Source organism: Duganella sp. LjRoot269 (assembly GCF_964254095.1).
Lineage (GTDB): Bacteria > Pseudomonadota > Gammaproteobacteria > Burkholderiales > Burkholderiaceae_D > Rugamonas > Rugamonas hordei.
Genome location: NZ_CAXUSL020000001.1, coordinates 5,760,473 through 5,778,010, shown reverse-complemented (window position 1 = coordinate 5,778,010; position 17,538 = coordinate 5,760,473). Strand labels below are relative to the sequence as shown.

At 65.9% G+C, this 17,538-nt stretch carries 19 protein-coding genes; 12 read left to right on the top strand and 7 right to left on the bottom strand.

Features of this window, described 5'->3' with window-relative positions:
- Positions 1 to 96: 96 nt before the first annotated feature.
- Together ACSQ3S_RS25835 and ACSQ3S_RS25830 are read right to left on the bottom strand one after the other, a co-directional pair.
- Positions 97 to 600: a GAF domain-containing protein gene (locus ACSQ3S_RS25835; RefSeq protein ID WP_176654419.1), complete on the bottom strand. Its 504-nt coding sequence runs from the start codon at positions 598 to 600 to the stop codon at positions 97 to 99.
- 67 nt (positions 601 to 667) lie between these two features.
- Positions 668 to 1,558 (bottom strand): LysR family transcriptional regulator, encoded by an 891-nt coding sequence (locus ACSQ3S_RS25830; RefSeq protein ID WP_436144199.1) that lies wholly within the window; start codon positions 1,556 to 1,558, stop codon positions 668 to 670.
- A gap of 89 nt (positions 1,559 to 1,647) precedes the next feature.
- Between ACSQ3S_RS25830 and ACSQ3S_RS25825 the strand changes: the two genes are divergently transcribed.
- The 7 genes from ACSQ3S_RS25825 to ACSQ3S_RS25795 all read left to right on the top strand — a co-directional run bounded on the left by ACSQ3S_RS25825 (position 1,648) and on the right by ACSQ3S_RS25795 (position 9,327).
- Positions 1,648 to 2,598 (top strand): aldo/keto reductase, encoded by a 951-nt coding sequence (locus tag ACSQ3S_RS25825; RefSeq protein ID WP_436144198.1) that lies wholly within the window; start codon positions 1,648 to 1,650, stop codon positions 2,596 to 2,598.
- Positions 2,599 to 2,744: 146 nt separating this feature from the next.
- Positions 2,745 to 2,975, top strand: a complete 231-nt coding sequence (locus tag ACSQ3S_RS25820) for a hypothetical protein (RefSeq protein ID WP_436144197.1) — start codon at positions 2,745 to 2,747, stop codon at positions 2,973 to 2,975.
- 73 nt (positions 2,976 to 3,048) lie between these two features.
- On the top strand, positions 3,049 to 4,080 hold the full coding sequence (locus ACSQ3S_RS25815; RefSeq protein ID WP_436144196.1) for a ligase-associated DNA damage response exonuclease: 1,032 nt from the start codon (positions 3,049 to 3,051) through the stop codon (positions 4,078 to 4,080).
- Complete coding sequence (locus ACSQ3S_RS25810) at positions 4,073 to 5,704, top strand: ATP-dependent DNA ligase (RefSeq protein WP_436144195.1); 1,632 nt, start codon at positions 4,073 to 4,075, stop codon at positions 5,702 to 5,704. The genes ACSQ3S_RS25815 and ACSQ3S_RS25810 overlap by 8 nt, the downstream gene beginning before the upstream one ends.
- Positions 5,701 to 8,145: a ligase-associated DNA damage response DEXH box helicase gene (locus ACSQ3S_RS25805; protein WP_436144194.1), complete on the top strand. Its 2,445-nt coding sequence runs from the start codon at positions 5,701 to 5,703 to the stop codon at positions 8,143 to 8,145. Before ACSQ3S_RS25810 ends, ACSQ3S_RS25805 begins: the two co-directional genes overlap by 4 nt.
- The gene (gene pdeM, locus ACSQ3S_RS25800; RefSeq protein WP_436144193.1) at positions 8,142 to 8,816 is read left to right on the top strand and encodes a ligase-associated DNA damage response endonuclease PdeM; all 675 of its coding nucleotides are present in this window, start codon (positions 8,142 to 8,144) and stop codon (positions 8,814 to 8,816) included. The genes ACSQ3S_RS25805 and pdeM overlap by 4 nt, the downstream gene beginning before the upstream one ends.
- 145 nt (positions 8,817 to 8,961) lie before the next feature.
- A complete protein-coding gene (locus ACSQ3S_RS25795; protein WP_176654427.1) occupies positions 8,962 to 9,327 on the top strand; it encodes a KGG domain-containing protein in 366 nt (121 codons plus the stop codon).
- 61 nt (positions 9,328 to 9,388) lie between these two features.
- Here ACSQ3S_RS25795 and ACSQ3S_RS25790 read toward each other — a convergent pair whose 3' ends face one another.
- On the bottom strand, positions 9,389 to 9,883 hold the full coding sequence (locus ACSQ3S_RS25790) for a pyridoxamine 5'-phosphate oxidase family protein (protein WP_176654428.1): 495 nt from the start codon (positions 9,881 to 9,883) through the stop codon (positions 9,389 to 9,391).
- A gap of 166 nt (positions 9,884 to 10,049) precedes the next feature.
- Here ACSQ3S_RS25790 and ACSQ3S_RS25785 point away from each other — a divergent pair, with 166 nt between their 5' ends.
- The 5 genes from ACSQ3S_RS25785 to ACSQ3S_RS25765 are packed head-to-tail and all read left to right on the top strand — an operon-like array spanning position 10,050 to position 14,415.
- The gene (locus ACSQ3S_RS25785) at positions 10,050 to 10,679 is read left to right on the top strand and encodes a PepSY-associated TM helix domain-containing protein (RefSeq protein ID WP_413446288.1); all 630 of its coding nucleotides are present in this window, start codon (positions 10,050 to 10,052) and stop codon (positions 10,677 to 10,679) included.
- Positions 10,680 to 10,709: 30 nt separating this feature from the next.
- The gene (locus ACSQ3S_RS25780) at positions 10,710 to 11,219 is read left to right on the top strand and encodes a DUF2271 domain-containing protein (RefSeq protein ID WP_353404084.1); all 510 of its coding nucleotides are present in this window, start codon (positions 10,710 to 10,712) and stop codon (positions 11,217 to 11,219) included.
- Between the two features lie 8 nt (positions 11,220 to 11,227).
- A complete protein-coding gene (locus tag ACSQ3S_RS25775) occupies positions 11,228 to 12,058 on the top strand; it encodes a DUF4198 domain-containing protein (protein ID WP_176654431.1) in 831 nt (276 codons plus the stop codon).
- 6 nt (positions 12,059 to 12,064) lie between these two features.
- Positions 12,065 to 13,054 (top strand): FAD:protein FMN transferase, encoded by a 990-nt coding sequence (locus ACSQ3S_RS25770; protein ID WP_436144192.1) that lies wholly within the window; start codon positions 12,065 to 12,067, stop codon positions 13,052 to 13,054.
- Complete coding sequence (locus ACSQ3S_RS25765) at positions 13,051 to 14,415, top strand: sulfite reductase subunit alpha (protein ID WP_436144191.1); 1,365 nt, start codon at positions 13,051 to 13,053, stop codon at positions 14,413 to 14,415. The genes ACSQ3S_RS25770 and ACSQ3S_RS25765 overlap by 4 nt, the downstream gene beginning before the upstream one ends.
- Before the next feature lie 33 nt (positions 14,416 to 14,448).
- Here the strand turns inward: ACSQ3S_RS25765 and ACSQ3S_RS25760 are convergent, their stop codons facing one another.
- The 4 genes from ACSQ3S_RS25760 to ACSQ3S_RS25745 form a co-directional block, all read right to left on the bottom strand.
- Positions 14,449 to 15,630, bottom strand: a complete 1,182-nt coding sequence (locus ACSQ3S_RS25760; protein ID WP_436144190.1) for a DUF2325 domain-containing protein — start codon at positions 15,628 to 15,630, stop codon at positions 14,449 to 14,451.
- A gap of 9 nt (positions 15,631 to 15,639) precedes the next feature.
- Positions 15,640 to 15,972 carry a hypothetical protein gene (locus ACSQ3S_RS25755; protein WP_176654435.1) on the bottom strand — a complete coding sequence of 111 codons (333 nt, stop codon included), beginning with the start codon at positions 15,970 to 15,972 and terminating at the stop codon, positions 15,640 to 15,642.
- 105 nt (positions 15,973 to 16,077) lie between these two features.
- Entirely contained in the window at positions 16,078 to 16,278 is a 201-nt protein-coding gene (gene hemP / locus ACSQ3S_RS25750; RefSeq protein ID WP_436144189.1) for a hemin uptake protein HemP, read from the bottom strand.
- A 184-nt stretch (positions 16,279 to 16,462) separates the two neighbouring features.
- Positions 16,463 to 17,260 (bottom strand): Crp/Fnr family transcriptional regulator, encoded by a 798-nt coding sequence (locus ACSQ3S_RS25745; RefSeq protein WP_176654503.1) that lies wholly within the window; start codon positions 17,258 to 17,260, stop codon positions 16,463 to 16,465.
- Between the last annotated feature and the right edge of the window lie 278 nt (positions 17,261 to 17,538).

Genomic DNA, 17,538 nt, shown 5'->3' with positions numbered 1-17,538 from the left:
AATCCGGGGTCAGAGCTGACATTTGGACACGGGCTCAGCCGTAGCCGGCGCTACGGCTGAGCCCGTGTCCAAATGTCAGCTCTGACCCCGGATTGTTTAGAAGGTGGCTTCGAGGATTTTTACCAAGGATTCGATGCCGTCGGCGTCGGTCTGGTCGAAGCGGTTCGGCAGCGGGCTGTCGAGGTCGAACACGCCGACGATCTCGCCGCCGGCGCCGCGCACCGGCACCACCAGCTCCGAGCGGGAGTTGACGTCGCAGGCGATATGGCCGGGGAAGGCGTGTACGTCCGGCACGACGATGGACTTGCCTTCCACCACGGTGGTGCCGCAGACGCCGCGCCCCTTCTTGATGCGGATGCAGGCCGGCTTGCCCTGGAACGGTCCGAGCACCAGCTCGTCGCCCTTGAGGAAGTAGAAGCCGGCCCAGTTCAGGCCCGGCATGCTGTTGAACACCAGCGAGCTGAAGTTGGCGGTGTTGGCGATCAGGTCGCTCTCGCCGTGCACCAGGCCGCTCAGTTGCGAGCGCAGGTCGCCAAACATGGCGATCTTGGCTTCGGGGGTGTCGGTGCTGTAGGCGGTGTCGCTGAGGGTGAAAGTCATGGTTTTCTTCTAAGAAAAAATTCGCTAAGCCGATATGGTAGCCGTTTCGGCGTCGGCGCGCTGCCGATCACGCCAGCGTTTCGCCGGCCAGGCGCCGCAGCAGGGCGGTGGCGGGATGGCCGTCGGCGACGATCAGGCCGAGGCCGGCCGCCAGCTCGTCCCCTTCCTTCAGCTTGCGGTAGGCGATGCCGGGGCGGCGGATGGCGGCGAAGGAGGCCGGCAGCAGCGCCATGCCCTTGCCGGCGGCCACGTCGCTGAGCAGCACGTGATGATCGTGCGGCTCCAGCAGGAAGCGGGGCGCGAAGCTATGCTTGCGGAACACGGCGTGGCAGTGGTCGAAGAAGGCCGGCTGGCGCGCCCGTTCGAACCAGTACACCGGCTGCTCTTGCAGGTCGGCCAGCGCCAGGCTGCGGCGCCGGGCCAGCGGATGGCGGCTGGCCAGCGCGACCAGCGTCGGCTGTTTTCCCAGTTCCAGCACAGGCAGGTCGAAGGTCTTGGTCGGCAAGGCGATGACGGCCGCGTCCAGCCGCCTCGCGCGCAGCCGGGCGACCAGCCGCGGCGAGGCGTCGAACAGCACGTCCAGCGCCACGGCGCCGTCGGTCGCCGCCGACAAGCTATCGGTGAAGGCGCGGAACAGGTCGGACTCCATCGACGAGGTCAGGCCCAGCCGCACTTGCTGCCGCATGCCCGGTTGGCGCGCCTGCAGTGCCTGCTCGGCGTCGTCCAGCAGCGCCAGAATGCGTAGCGCGCGCGGCAGCAGGTCGGCGGCGGCCGGCGTCAGGGCCACGTGCTGGGTATCGCGCTCGAACAGCTTGACGCCCAGCCGCTCTTCCAGCTGCCGCACCGCGCGGCTGAGCGGCGGCTGCGTCATGTGCAGCTGCTCGGCGGCCTGGCGGAAGTTCAAGCATTGCGCGACGGCGACAAAGATCTGCAGCGCGTGGGTATCGAGTTTTCTCATGATACTGAAAAGGTATCACGATTTTGCACATTCCGCCGCCGGCCGTGCGCGCCTAGACTGGCTTCATCACTCACCAACTGGAGCACATCATGAAACTACCGCGCATGGGACTGGGCTGCATGGGTATGTCGGAATTCTACGGCGCCACCGACGACGCCCAATCGCTGGCCACACTGGAGGCCGCGTACGAGGCCGGCGTTACCCTCTACGACACCGCCGACAGCTACGGTATCGGCCACAACGAAGAACTGCTGGGCCGCTTCCTGCGCGGCAAACGGCAGCAGGTGACCGTCGCCACCAAGTTCGGCCTGGTGCGCCGGGCCGGCAGCTACGAGCGCCGCGTCGACAACACGCCGGCCTACATCCGCGCTGCTTGCGAGGCATCGCTGCGGCGGCTGGGCGTCGAGCATATCGATCTATACTATATACACCGTTTCAACCTGGCCGAGACGCCGCTGGAAGATACCATGGGCGCGCTGGCCGACCTGGCACGGCAGGGCAAGATCGGCGCCGTCGGCGTGTGCGAAGTCTCGCCGGCCACGCTGCGCCGCGCCGCTGCCATCCATCCCATCGCCGCTGTGCAGAGCGAGTACTCGCTGTGGACGCGCGATCCGGAGGACGGCGTGCTGCAGGCCTGCCGCGATGTCGGTGCCGTGTTCTGCGCCTACAGCCCGCTGGGCAGGGGCTTCCTCACGGGCACGGTGGCGCCGCTGGAGGACGGCGACTTCCGCAAGCTCAGTCCGCGCTTTGCCGAAGCCAACCTGCAGGCCAACCAGCGCATCGCCGGCATCGTGCGCGACATCGCCGCCGCGAAGGACTGCACGCCCGCGCAACTGGCGCTGGCCTGGCTGCTGGCGCAGGGCGAGGACATCATTCCCATCCCCGGCACCAAGCGCATCCCTTACCTGCTGGAGAACCTGGGCGCTTTGCAGATACAGCTGAGCGCCGCCGAACTGGCCCGCATCGACGCCGCGCTGCCGCCGGGGATGGCCGCGGGCGAGCGCTATCCGCAGGAAGGCATGAAGGGCCTGAATGCCTGAAAGCGGCCGAGGCCGCTATTCCTAACGACTCCTAGCCGTTTTCCGAGGCACTCCTACGATATTTGTAGGCACCCTCCGATGGCGCGTCAGCGCGACCCGCGATACTCTGGTTGGCAGTGCGCCGTGCTTCCAGACCGGCGCTTTTGTTGACCAAAGAAAACGGATTAGCTATGCCGACCAGAAAAAAGAACGTAGTCCTGCTGCGTCAGGGGAAGCACAGGTTATCGTCAAGTGCGGACAGAACCGTGCCGGGCGGACCGCCGAGGCTGTCACCGGAAATCGAGGCCATGCTGATGATTGGTGACGAGCATGTTTTAATCAACCAGGAAATGGATGAGAATATCTGCTTCATGACGGAATTTATCGAGCCTGTGTGATCTTGGTGCGGTGACGGACAGATAAGACATTCCGCGAACACTACAATCGGGCATCGAATTTCGAAAGCAGCCCATGTCCGATATGGTGGTAGTGCGCAAGGAAGGCTTGTACTGCGTCCCCGGCCGGTTTTATATCGATCCATGGCGTCCAGTGGAGCGCGCCGTGATCACGCACGCCCATGGCGACCACGCGCGCGGCGGCCATCAGCACTATCTGACGGCGGCGCCCGGCGTGCGCATCATGCGGTCGCGGCTGGGGCCGATCTCCGTCGATGGACTGGCCTACGGCGAGCGGGTCACGCACAACGGCGTGACGCTGTCGCTGCACCCGGCCGGACATGTGCTGGGCTCGGCTCAGGTTCGCATGGAATACCAGGGCGAGGTCTGGGTGGCGTCGGGCGACTACAAGATCGAGCCCGACAGCACATGCGCGGCCTTTGAACCGGTGCGTTGCGACACCTTCATCACCGAATCGACCTTCGGCCTGCCGGTGTATCGCTGGCAGCCGGAGCGCGAGGTGTTTGCCGACATCAACGAATGGTGGCGCGCCAACGCCGGGCAGGGCCGCGCCAGCGTCATGCAATGCTACAGCTTCGGCAAGGCGCAACGGATATTGAGCGGACTCGATCCGTCCATCGGCCCCATCATCTGCCACGGCGCGGTGCAGGCCCTGAACCAGGTCTACCGTGACGAAGGCGTGGCGCTGCCGCCCACGGTGATGGTGACCGACGTGCCCAGGGATACCATCGGCAGTTCCATCGTCATCGCGCCGCCGTCGGCGGCCGGGTCGCCGTGGATCAAGCGCTTCGGCGACTTCAGCGACGCCTTCGCCAGCGGCTGGATGCAGCTGCGCGGCGCGCGCCGGCGGCGCGGCGTCGACCGCGGCTTCGTGCTGTCCGACCATGCCGACTGGCCGGGGCTGATGCAGGCCATCGCCGCCACCGGCGCGCGGCGCGTGATCGTCACGCACGGCTCGATACCGGTGCTGGTGCGCTGGCTGCAGCAGCAGGGCTTGCAGGCAAGCGGTTTCGATACCGAATATGGTGACGACGAGGCGGACGAGTCTGTCGCCGCCGCCCCGCCGGACGGAGGCAGCGATGCATGAGTTCTCCCGTCTCTATGCCGAACTCGACGAGACCACGGCCACCAGCCGCAAGCTGGCCGCGCTGCAGTCGTATTTTTCCAGCGCCGCGCCGCAGGACGCGGCCTGGGCCGTCTACTTCCTGGCCGGCGGCAAGCCGCGCCAGGCCGTGCCGACCAAGCTGCTGCGCCAGTACGCCATCGAATACTCGGGCCTGGACGACTGGCTGTTCGACGAGTGCTACCACGCCGTCGGCGACCTGGCCGAAACCATCGCGCTGATCCTGCCGCCGCCGTCCCAGCACAGCGGGATCGGCCTGGCCGACTGGATCGAGCTGGCCATCGCCCCCCTGCGCGGCGCGGCGCCGGAAGCGATCCGCGCCGCGCTGTTCCTGTACTGGGACCAGCTCGACACGCGCGAACGCTTCCTGCTGACCAAGCTGATCGGCGGCGGCTTCCGCGTCGGCGTGTCGCGCCTGCTGGTGACGCGCGCGCTGAGCGCCGTCGCCAAGGTGGACAGCAAGGTGCTGGCGCAACGCCTGATGGGCTGGACCGACGGCAGTGTCAGCCCGACGGCGGCCGGCTTCCTGCAACTGATCTCGGCCCACAGCGAGGACGAGCACGCGCAGCGCGGCGGCCAGCCCTATCCGTTCTTCCTCGCCCACGCGCTGGAGCGCGACCCCGCCACGCTGGGCCAACTGGCTGACTGGCAAGTCGAATGGAAGTATGACGGCATGCGCGCGCAACTGGTCAGCCGCGGCGGGCAGAACTGGATCTGGTCGCGCGGCGAGGACCTGATTACCGAACGCTTTCCCGAACTGGCGGCGCTGCGATTGCCGGACGGCGTGGTGATCGACGGCGAAATCCTGATCTGGAACGGCGGCCACGCGCCGGCGCCGTTCGCCGACCTGCAGAAGCGCATGGGCCGCAAGCAGGTCTCGGCGCGGCTGCTGGGCGAGCTGCCGGCGGTGATGGTGGCCTACGACCTGCTGGAACTGGATGGCCAGGACCTGCGCCACCTGCCGCAGTCCGGCCGGCGCCAGTTGCTGGAAAAGCTGGTGCGCAAGCTGCAGGGCGCGCCGCAGCTGCGCCTGTCGCCGCTGATCGCGGCGGAAAGTTGGGAACAGCTGGCGGAAATTCGCAACGAGTCGCGCGAGCGCGGCGTCGAGGGCATGATGTTGAAGGCTGTCGACGCGCGCTACGGCGTCGGCAGGACCAGGAGCGAGGGCACCTGGTGGAAATGGAAGATCGATCCCTACAGCGTGGACGCGGTGCTGATCTACGCGCAAAGCGGCCACGGGCGGCGCGCTTCGCTGTACACCGACTACACCTTTGCCGTGTGGGACGCCGATACCGACGGCGAGCGCAAGCTGGTGCCCTTCGCCAAAGCCTATTCCGGCCTGACCGACGCCGAGATCGCGCAGGTCGATACGGCCATCCGCAAGACGACGATAGAAAAATTCGGGCCGGTGCGCAGCGTCACGCCGAGCATGGTGTTCGAGATCGGCTTCGAAGGCATCGCCAGTTCGCCGCGCCACAAGTCCGGCATCGCCGTGCGCTTCCCGCGCATCCTGCGCCGGCGCGAGGATAAGTCGATAGAGGATGCGGACACGCTCGACGTCTTGAAAAGCCTGCTGGCGGCGCCATGAAGGGCGAGGGGCCGGTCGAGGCATGGTTTGCCGCGCGCGGCTGGCGCGTGTTTCCGTTCCAGCGCGAGGTGTGGGCCGCGGCGGCGCAAGGCCGTTCCGGCCTGCTGCACGCCAGCACCGGCGCCGGCAAGACCTATGCCGTGTGGTTCGCCGCCCTGCGGCGCGCCGCAGCCGCGAACAAATCCAGGGCCGGCCTGCGCGTGCTGTGGATCACGCCGATGCGCGCGCTGGCCGCCGACACCTTGCGTGCGCTGGAACAATCGGCCGCCGACCTGGCGCCGCAATGGCAGATCGAATCGCGCACCGGCGACACCTCGTCGGCCCAGCGCGCGCGCCAGAACAAGCGCCCGCCCGAAACCCTGATCACGACGCCCGAAAGCCTGACGCTGATGCTCAGCAAGGCCGACGCACGCGCGCAGTTCGCGCAGCTGGACATGGTGGTCGTCGACGAATGGCATGAGCTGATGGGGAACAAACGCGGCGTGCAGACGCAGCTGGCGCTGGCGCGGCTGCGCTTGTGGAATCCGGCGCTGCTGGTGTGGGGCTTGTCTGCCACGCTGGGCAACCTGGCCCGCGCGCGCGAGGTACTGATGCCGGACGGCGTGATCGTCGAAGGCCATGTGACCAAGGAGATCCGCGTCGACACGCTGATACCGGAAAATCCGTCGCGCTTCCCGTGGAGCGGCCATCTCGGCATCCAGATGCTGGCACCGGTCATCGCCGAGATCGAGCGGCACGCCGCCACGCTGGTGTTTACCAACACGCGTTCGCAGGCGGAGCTGTGGTACCAGCACCTGCTCGATGCGCGGCCGGATTGGGCCGGCTTGATCGCGCTGCATCACGGCTCGCTGGACAAGGAAGTGCGCGATTGGGTGGAGCAGGGCTTGAAGCAGGGCCAGTTGAAGGCGGTGGTGTGCACGTCGAGCCTGGACCTGGGCGTCGATTTCCTGCCGGTGGAGCGCGTGCTGCAGATCGGCAGCGCCAAGGGCATTGCGCGCCTGCTGCAGCGGGCCGGCCGCAGCGGCCACGCGCCGGGCCGCGTGTCGCGCCTGACGCTGATGCCGACGCAGAGCATGGAGCTGCTGGAGGCGGCTGGCGCCAGGCAGGCGGTGGCCGCGCGCGACATCGAAGCGCGGCAGGTGCCGGAAAAGCCGCTCGACGTGCTGGTCCAGCACCTGGTGACGATCGCGCTAGGGGGCGGCTTCCGCTCCGAAGCCCTTTACGCGGAAGTGCGCAGCGCCTGGTCGTACCGCGACCTGAGCGAAGAGGAATGGCAGTGGGCGCTGGACTTCGTCGCGCGCGGCGGCCAGGCGCTGACCGTCTATCCCGAGTACCGGCGCGTGCTGCAGGATGAGGAGGGCGTCTACCGCGTGCCGGACGTGGCGCTGGGCAGGCGGCACCGCATGGGCATCGGCACCATCGTGTCGGAATCGTCGCTGCAGGTGAAATACGTCAGCGGCGGGCGTTTGGGCAGCGTCGAGGAATCGTTCATCTCCCGTTTGCGCCAGGGCGATCACTTTCTGTTCGCAGGCCGCGTACTCGAATTCGTGCGCCTGCACGAGATGACGGCCTACGTGCGCCGCGCCACCGGCGCGCGCGGCGCGGTGCCGCGCTGGCAAGGCGGCAAGATGCCGCTGTCGTCGGAACTGGCGCACGCCGCGCTGGAGCAACTGCGCCTGGCGGCGCACGACCGCTACGACGGCCCCGAGATGCAGGCGCTGCGACCGCTGCTGGCGATCCAGCGGCGCTGGTCCGCATTGCCGACGCCGGATACCATGGTCGTCGAGAGCATGCAAAGCCGGGAGGGCTGCCATTTGTTCATCTACCCGTTCGCCGGCCGCGCGGTGCATATCGGGCTGGCGTCGCTGCTGGCGTGGCGCGTCGGCTGCATCATGCCGGTGACGTTTTCGATCGCCGTCAACGACTACGGCTTCGAGCTGCTGGCGCCGCAGCCGCTGGACTGGGCGACGCTGTTCGGCGGCGAGCGCGGCGACCAGATGCCGCTGCTTGGCACCGGGCGCCTGCTGGAGGACGTGCTGGCCAGCCTGAACGCGAGTGAGCTGTCGCGGCGCCGCTTCCGCGAGATCGCCCGCATCGCCGGCCTGGTGTTTCAGGGTTATCCCGGCCAGCCGAAAAGCGCGCGGCAGCTGCAGGCGTCGTCGTCGCTGTTCTTTTCGGTGTTCAGCCAGCACGACGCCGGCAACCTGCTGCTGACGCAGGCGCAGTGGGAAGTGCTGGAGCAGGAACTGGAACTGGGCCGCCTGCGCGCCACGCTGGAGGAGCTGCATGGCCGCGCCATCAGCTTCAACGCCGTCAAGCGCGCGACGCCGTTCGGCTTCGCGCTGATGGTGGAGCGCTTCCGTGAAAAGCTCAGCACCGAGAAACTGTCGGACCGCGTCGCCCGCATGGTGCGCGAACTGGAAAAGGCGGCCGGACCATGAAACGCGAAGACCACGCGGCCTTGCCGCTGCAGCTGGCCGGAGAAGAGGTGCTGCTGCTGGCGCAACGGGCGCTGTACTGGCCGCGCGAAAAGATGCTGGTCGTGGCCGACATCCATTTCGGCAAGGCGGCCTCGTTCCGCAAGCTGGGTGTGCCGGTCCCCGGCGGTACCACCTCGGCCAATGTCGCCGCGCTCGATGCGTTGATCGCGGCCTGCGACGTGCGGCACATCATGTTCCTCGGCGACTTCCTGCATGCGAAGGCGGCGCATGCCGACGCCACGCTGGCCGTCATGCTGCGCTGGCGCCTGCGTCATCCGGCGCTGCGCCTGACGGTGGTGCGCGGCAACCATGACGCCCACGCCGGCGATCCGCCCGCCGCGCTGGATATCGCAATGGTCGACGAGCCGCATGTGCTGGCGCCGTTCGCGTTCTGCCATCATCCGGACATGCTGGTGCCGTCCTACGTGCTGGCGGGCCATGTGCATCCGCTGTACCGCTTGCGCCGCGGCTGGGAGTTGCTGACGCTGCCATGCTTCCTGATCGGCGACACGCGCATGGTGCTGCCGTCGTTTGGCGCCTTTACCGGCGGCCACGCGGTGGCGACGCAACCTGCGGAGCGCATCGTTGTCAGCACTGGCGACGCCGTGTTCGAAGTGCCGGGCCCAGCGTAATTGAGTTTCGCTCAGGTGGGAAAACCGGTACCCGGAATGATCCTACAGTGCTCACTGCACACGTCCTATATTGTGTGGCTGGGCTGTGCACTACGATGGCTGCTCCTGTGTAGCAAGCAGGCGACGCGATCAAAGGAGACCCATCATGGCGACGAATCAAGACAAGGATCAAAGTAAGGATCAAGGCAACAAGCAGGGCGGCAAATCCGGCAGCCAGCAAAGCGATACCAGCAAGCGCGGCTTCGCTTCCATGGATCCGGAACAGCAACGCGAGATAGCGGCTGAAGGCGGCCGCGCGGCGCATGAAAAAGGTACGGCGCACGAATTCACTTCGGAAGAGGCGCGCCGTGCCGGCAGCATGAGCCACAAGAACGATACGCGCAGCAGCCAGAGCAGCTCGCCCGGCAGCGCATCGCGCAGCGGTGGAAAAGCCGGCAGCGAGGAGGAAGACGAGGACCGCGGCAAGGGTAGCCGTGGCGGCTCATCGGGCGGCTCGGGCTCCAAGTCCTGACGCTTGATCCTCCGAGTGTTCAACGCTGAAAAACCTGCAGGCATGCGCCTGCAGGTTTTTTTTACAGGCAGATGGTATGCCGGCCCACTTCCTGCGCAGGCTGGCCGGTGACGGCGGCCTTGGCGATATGGAGCAACTGCTTCATCTTGCTGGAGCCTGCGTCCCAGTATTCGGCCGACTGTATCTTCAGGCGTATCAGCGCCAGATGCGGATCGTCCAGCCCACCGGGGAACCAGCCGCGTGCCATAGGATTCCATAATTCCCGCGCCTTGGCGCGGTCCTTCAGCAGATAAGCCTGGCCATACACCGACAAATAGGTATGGTGCCCGGGGTCGGAGAAACTCACGTTGACGTTGGGATGCTGCTGCAAATCGTTGATGAAGCCCGCCTCGTCCGAGGTGATGAACCACATATTGCCTTCGTTGTCGATTTGCTGGGTGGTCAGCGGACGGCTGCTGAGCACATTGCTATCGTCGGTCGTGGTGAACATGCCGAAGCGCACACTCTTGATCTTGGCGGCAAGGGTGTTGATTTGTTCCTGGGTATAGAGCGGCATGATGCGCCTCCATGATAATAGTGGATGGATCTGGCTAACCTTAGCCTGTGCCGCCGCACGCTTCTGTACGGAACTGCACGTAGCTTTACATTCTTAATACATGAAGGTGATTGACTTCCCAAATGATAATAATTATCATTTGTGTTTGTTCGTAAAAGGAAACTGTGTGAGCGCACAAAATGCCAGCCGCGCTGTCTGGCTGAAGAACCTGCACCAATGGCACTGGATCAGCTCGGCAATGTGTTTGCTGGGCATGTTCCTGTTCAGCATTACCGGCATCACCCTGAACCATTCGTCGCAGATCGAGGCCAAGCCGGTCGTGGTGCGCAAGCAGGCGCAATTGCCGGCGCCGCTGACGGCGCAGCTGCGCGTGTATGCCCAGGCGCACGATGGCGCCAAGGATCCGTTGCCGGCCGCCGTCGAGCAATGGCTGAACGACACCTGGAAGGTGCAGGCCGGCGGCCGCCCCGCCGAATGGGCGGCCGATGAAGTCTACCTGCCGCTGCCCAAGGCCGGCGGCGACGCCTGGGTGCGCATCGCGCTGGAAGATGGCGCCACCGAATTCGAAAACACCGACCGCGGCTGGATCTCGTGGCTCAACGACGTGCACAAGGGGCGCAACACGGGCGCGGCCTGGAACTGGTTCATCGATATCTTTGCCGTGGCCTGCCTGGTGTTTTGCATCACCGGCCTGCTGATCCTCAAGTTCCATGCGGCGAACCGGCCGTTCACCTGGCCGATGGTGGGCCTGGGCATCCTGATTCCGTTTGTTATTGCGCTGCTGTTTATTCACTAAGTTTATACATTCTTTTTCGACAGGACCTTCATGAAATTACGCTATTCCATCGCACTGAGCCTGCCCTTGGCCAGCGCATCGGCCATGGCCGCCGACCTGGCGCTGAAACTCGACGTGCCGCAGCTGAACGTGGCGGAATATCATCGTCCCTACATCGCCGCCTGGCTGGAAAACGCCGACCAGAAAGTGGTCGCCAACCTGGCCGTGCTGTACGACGTCAAGAAGAAGGACAACGCGGGCACCAAGTGGCTCAAGGATGTGCGCCAGTGGTGGCGCAAGAGCGGCCGCGATGTCGAGATGCCGATGGACGGCGTCAGCGGCGCGACCAAGGCGCCGGGCGAGCATACGCTGACCATGTCGAAAGCCGCGCTGGACAAGCTGCCGGCCGGCCAGTACACGCTGCTGGTGGAAGCGGCGCGCGAAGCCGGCGGCCGCGAAGTGGTCAAGGTGCCGCTGCAATGGCCGCCGAAGTCGGCGCAGAACCTCACCGGCCAGGGCAAGGAAGAACTGGGCGCCGTGGTGGTACAACTCAAACCTTAAGGCGCGCCATGTTCAAACTTAAACTGAATAAAACCCTGATCGCTTTGGCGCTGGCTGGTCTGTCGCTGAGCGCGCAGGCGCACAAGCCGTGGCTGCTGCCGTCGTCCACCAACGTCGAAGGCAAGGAAGCCTGGGTCACCGTCGATGCAGCCATCTCGGAAGGCCTGTTCGATATCGACCACCAGCCGCTGAAGCTGGACGGCATCGTCGTCACCGGCCCGGACGGCGGCAAGCTGGAGCTGCAGAACGTCAGCAACGGCAAGCTGCGCAACACCTTCGACCTGAAGTTGCCGGCGCCGGGGACCTACAAGATCGCGCTGGTGTCGCAAGGCGTGATGGGCAGCTACAAGAACAAGGAAGGCGAAATGAAGCGCTTCCGCGGCACCGAGGAATCGCTGGCCAGGGATGTGCCGTCCGACGCGACCGAGGTCAAGTTGTCGCGCATGCAGAGCCGCCTGGAGACTTTCGTTTCCACCGGCACGCCGGACATGGCGGTGTTCAAGCCGACCGGTGTCGGCCTGGAGCTGGTGCCGGTCACCCATCCGAACGACCTGCGCGCGGGCGAGAAAGCCACCTGGCGCTTCCTGCTGGACGGCAAGCCGGCGGCCAACCAGGCGTTCAGCCTGATTCCCGGCGGCGTGCGCTATCGCGGCACCTTGGGCGAAATCCGCAAGAGCACCGACGCCAAGGGCGAGATCACGTTCGATCTGCCGGCGGCGGGCATGTACCTGGTCAGCAGCGCGTGGCCGGCCGCCGCGCCGCAAACGCCGGGCCAGCCGCCGCAGATGGCGCCGCGCCGCGTCAGCTACGCGGCGACGGTGGAAATCCTGCCGCAATAAACAATAATGCGCCGGGTACTCCTGCCTCATATTATTTCCGAAGACCCGGCGCCGGCAGGCGGTGCGATCCGCGATTTTGCCGGCCGCAGCATGGGCACGAGCTGGTCGGTGCGGCTGGTGGCCGCGCCGGGCGACGCGCTGGCCCATATCGAACAAGGGCTGCAGCGCCAGCTGGATTGCGTCGTGGCGGAGATGAGCCACTGGGAAGACGATTCCGACCTGGGCCGCTTCAACCGGTCCGCCGCCGGCAGCTGGCATGTGTTGCCGCCGGCGTTTTTCGATGTGCTGGCGTTTGCGATGGAGGTGGCGCGCGAGTCGGGCGGCGCCTGCGATCCTTGCGCCGGCGAGCTGGTCAACCTGTGGGGCTTCGGCCCGCATGGGCGCTTCGACCAGCCCGGTTTTGTGCCGCCTTCGGGCGGACGGATAGAAGCTGCGCTGGCCGCGCGGCCGGTGCTGCTTGAGCGCGAGGGAAGGCGAGCGTTGCAGCCGGGCGGCGTGCAGCTGGATATGTCGGCCGTGGCCAAGGGTTACGGCGTGGACCGGTTGGCGTTTTATTTGAAGAACCAGGGCATCCTGCATTTTCTGGTCGAGGTGGGCGGCGAGCTGCGCGGCGCCGGCGTCAAGCCCGATGGCCAGCCGTGGTGGGTGGCGCTGGAGCAGGTGCCGGGCATGGCGGCGGACGAACTGGTGCTGGCGCTGCACGGCCTGGCGGTGGCGACGTCGGGCGACTACCGGCGCTATTTCGAGCTCGATGGCCGGCGCTATTCGCACACCATCGACCCGCGCAACGGCATGCCCATCGCTAATGACCTTGCCTCGGTTACCGTTGTGCATCCACAATGCATGGCCGCCGACGCCTGGTCCACCGCGCTGACCGTGCTGGGCGCCGAACACGGACTGCGGCTGGCCGAGCGCCTTGGCCTGGCGGCCCGCTTTGTCGCGCGCGGCGGCGCCGAACACCTGAGCACCCATTTACGGAACATGCTGGACGAATGATCTGGACCAACGACCCCACCCGATTGATGCTGGTAGCCAGCCTTGCGATGAGCTATGGGCTGGTCTGCCTGGCGCCTTACCTGCGCATCCGCCGCAAGCGCGAAGCGGCGCAGCGCGCCAAAGATGAAGCGGCCGCGTCACCAGGCTGGATCATCGCCTACGCCAGCCAGACCGGCAACGCCGAAGAACTGGCCGGACAGACTCTGGCCACGCTGCGCCTGGCAGGCATTCCCGCGCAACTGAGCGAGCTGTCGGAATTGCATGCGGCCGACTTGCAGCGCGCCGAACGCATCCTGTTCCTCGTCAGCACCTACGGCGAAGGCGACGCGCCGGATGCCGCCGCGCATTTCGCCGGCCGCCTGATGACCGGAAACCTTCCGCTGCCGCAACTGCATTACGCCGTGCTGGCGCTGGGCGACAGCGCTTACGCCCAGTTCTGCGGCTTCGGCCGCGCGCTCGATCAGTGGCTGCAGGCGCAGGGGGCGCAAAGCTTGTTCCCGCGCATCGAAGTCAATCGCAGTTCGGCCGCCGCGATCGGTGCATGGCGCCAGCAGCTCAGCCATCTGGCCGGCACCAGCGACGCGCCGGACTGGAGCGCGCCGGCCTTCGATAACTGGCGATTGGCTGGACGAGTGCTGCTCAATCCCGGCAGCGCCGGCGCGCCGGTCTACCATCTGGAACTGGAACCGCAGAGCGGGGAACCGGCCGACTGGCAGTCCGGCGACCTGGTGCAGATTGCCGCGCCGGCCGATGCCGAGCGTCCGCGCGAATATTCGATCGCCTCGATTCCGGCGGATGGCCGCGTGCACCTGCTGGTGCGCCTGCACAGCCATGAGGATGGCAGTCATGGTGTCGCCTCGGGCTGGCTGACGCGGCAGGCTGACATCGGCGCGACGATACAGCTGCGGCTGCGCCAGCATCGCCGCTTCCGCCTGGAAGACAACGCGGCGCGGCCTTTGATCCTGATCGGCAACGGCAGCGGCATCGCCGGACTGCGCGGCCATCTGAAGGCGCGCGCGCTGGCGGGGCAGGGCCGCAACTGGCTGCTGTTCGGCGAGCGCAACGAAGCCCACGACTACCACTATCGCGAGGAGCTGCAAGCATGGCGGCAGGCCGGCATGCTGGAACAAATGGACATGGTGTTCTCGCGCGACCAAGTCCCGCGCCGCTACGTGCAGGACCGCCTGGTCGAGCACGCCGGAGCGGTGCGCGGCTGGATCGACGATGGCGCCGCCATCTATGTGTGCGGCAGCCTGGAGGGCATGGCCGGCGGCGTCGACGAGGCGCTGGCCGCCATCCTGGGCCGCGAGCGGCTGGACCAGCTGGCCGCCGCCGGCCGCTACCGGCGCGACGTTTATTGACCGTCTATTGACGCGCGTTCCGCATCGTCGTCTTTACTCTGCGCCGGCTTGCTCGAGGCCGCGCGCCAGGCTTGAGATGCTGGGGTTGTCGATGAAGACGCAGCGCTTGCCGTTGCGCTTGCAGTAGTCCTTGACCCGCCAGTATGCGCTGTGGCTGATGCAGCCGGTCTGGCAGATCACCAGGTCGGCCGCCGCCAGGCTGGCGTCGAGGCGGTTGGCGTTGTCCTCCAGGCCGCCGTCGTGGTGCGAGAACTGCGCGCCTTCGCGTTCGATCAGTTCGCGGTAGGTGGCGACGTTGCCGCTGCGCCCGCCCACGCACAGCACCGAGCGGTCGCTCAGGCGCAGGGGCATTTTCATCACGTGTTCGACGACCTGACGAGTCTCTTCTTGTATCGGCGCTGCCGGTTCGGCGGAGCGCATCGCTTCCACTTTCAGCTCGACGATCTGGTTGCGCAGCGCGCGTTCGCGCTCCTCCATCTGCGCCAGCCTCTCGGCCAGCTTGGCGCGCGATTCCAGGCCGGGGATGGACTCGCGCAACTGCTCCAGCTCCGTCCGCAGCGAATCGATCATGCTGTCCTTGCCGACCGCCTGCGCACGCAGCTGCATCAATTGCACGGCGTGCCTTTCGGCGTCGGCGGTCTTTTCCGCCAGCAGCGCTGCGCCGCGCTGTTGCGCCTTGTTCAGGTCGTGCGCCAGGCGTGCGTTCTCGGCCAGCGTGGCGTTGAACTTGCCGATATCTGCACGCACGCAGGCGCCGGCCTGGTGCTGCACCATGTGCAGGTCGCGGCACATCTGCTCTTCCAGCTCGGCGCTGCAGCGCGGATGCGTGAGGCCGGCCCAGAACGCGCCGGCCACGTCGCCGTTGGCGACGGCGGCGCGCCACATCGCGGCGACCTGTTCGGTGGTCTTGGCGGCGCGGAAGCGCAGCAGCACGGCGGCATAGCGGCGCTCCAGCTCCTTCTGCAGCGCCTCGGACAAGCGGTTGCGGCTGCCGCACTCGGTGACGGCGCCCACGTGCACTTCATAATCGTCGGCCACCACTTTGCCGGACGTGACTTTGTCCACCAGCTTGCGCAACACGCCCAGCGGAAAACCGACGCCGACCAGCGGGCAATGGCAGGCGTGACTCAGTTCCCACAGCCTGCGGCGGCGCGAGGCCTGCGTGTCGTCGTTGGGCTGGAACATGGCAGCCGGCGTATCGTGTTTGTCGCACATGGCCGGCTCCTATGCGGTGGCCGGCGCAGTGCGGGCGCGCGCCATGATGCGGCTGAGGAAATTGCTCTTTTCCTGCAACTGCATATTGCGCTCGACCACCTGTGCCCATTGCTCGGACAACTGCTGGCAGGTGGCTGTCAGCACCGGCGCCAGGTCGGGCAGGCCGGCCAGCGCTTTCAGGTGGCGCTCGATCACGGAGGCCAGCTTGACGCAGCCGCCGGCGTCGTCGTTGCCGGCGGTGTAGTGCGACATCAGATGCAGCACGGCGGACAGCATCAGTTCTGGATTGTGCCCGCCCTGCGAGGGCGCGAGAAAAATCGGATTGCTACGGTCTATGGCCATCAAACGCTCCTTTGGTTCGAAAGGGGGGAGTCTGGCTGGCGGTACTGCTGGCTACTCAGGGGAGTGGGCGCGGCGGCGCCCGGGTACGCGATCAAACGCGCCTGGTCAGGCGGTCAAAATCAGCTTGTTGAGCTGGGTGATGCGCAGGCGGTAAATCCGCCCCGCATGTTCGATTTCGACCTCGCGCCCACCGTCCATCAGGCCGGCGCTGCTGATGCGCTTGACCGGCGCCACGGCGTGCGCGGTGGCGCTGGCGGCGGGACGGGCGGCGATTGCCGGTGGCGTGGCGGGCAGGGTGGTGGGCATAGTCTTCCTTCCTTAAATAAGAATGATTCGCATTTGTATTCATTATTGAGGAAGGCGGAACGGAATGCAAGCCTTATTTGGCTATCGTGCGGGCTGCGCGCGGAGGCGGGACAAAAAAAGACCCAGCTGGGAGGCCGGGCCGAAGGCTGGGTAAATTTGTCGGACTGCGCTGTGGGCTGCGCGGCTACAGCGCTGCCAGCAACTGTCCCGGAGGCACCGCTTCGCTGCCCTTGGTTTTGGCCGCCGCCAGTTGCTTGGCGCGGGTACGGGACGGCGGCAGGCGGCGCAGAGTTTTCAGAGCCTCCGGATCCTTGATGCCGATGGTGCGTTGATCGACGCTGATCAGGCCGATCTCGTTGAAAGCCGACAGCGTGCGGCTCACCGTTTCCAGGGTCAGGCCCAGGTAGCTGCCGATTTCATGGCGCGTCATGCGCAGGTTGAACAGTTTGCTGGAATAGCCCATCTGGGCGAAGCGCTCCGCCAGCGACACCAGGAAACGCGCCACGCGGGCCTCGGCGCTGAGCGCGCCCAGCATGCCGATCATCGCCTGTTCGCGCACCAGTTCGCGGCTCATGACGCCGTACATCATATTCTCCAGTTCAAGATGGACTCTTCCTAACGCTGTCAGTTTTTTGAACGGCAGCAGTATCAGGTCGCAATCGGACAATGCCACGGCCTCTGAGGAATAATGACGGGTGTGGATGCCGTCCACGCCTAGCATATCGCCCTTCATCGGAAAGCTGAGCACCTGCTCATTGCCGAACTCGTCGATCAGCACGGTTTTCAGAAAACCGGAGTTGACGATGTACAAGGTATCGAAGGGTTGGCCGATGGTGTGGATGCGCTGGCCGGTCTTGAACTGAACGTGCTGGAACAGCAGTTCTTCCGTGGTGACCGAGCAGGCCGCCGGTATATGCAGCAGGTCGCAGACTTCCTTCAGGTTCGACCAGAGCCGCCCCTGACGCTGGCGGCCCGCTTCCATCGACGAGGACTGCATCGTCGTGGTGGTGGCTGGACGAATTTCAGACGTATGCGTAGACAGCATGTTGTTCTCCTGTGTACAGGTATTGCTTTTCGAATGGAAGGGAACTGGGGTGTGCCGCGTTGCTTTGTTTCCTGTTGGTTTGTCATGCGGCACCGTGCTGCGGATCTTGTAGCTGTGCAGCAAAATCGTATGGTTTCAGTATGCCAACGGAGGGGGGAGATAGATATCAGCAATGGCTGAATATGCGCATAGGAGCTAGCGCAGGATTGTAGGAG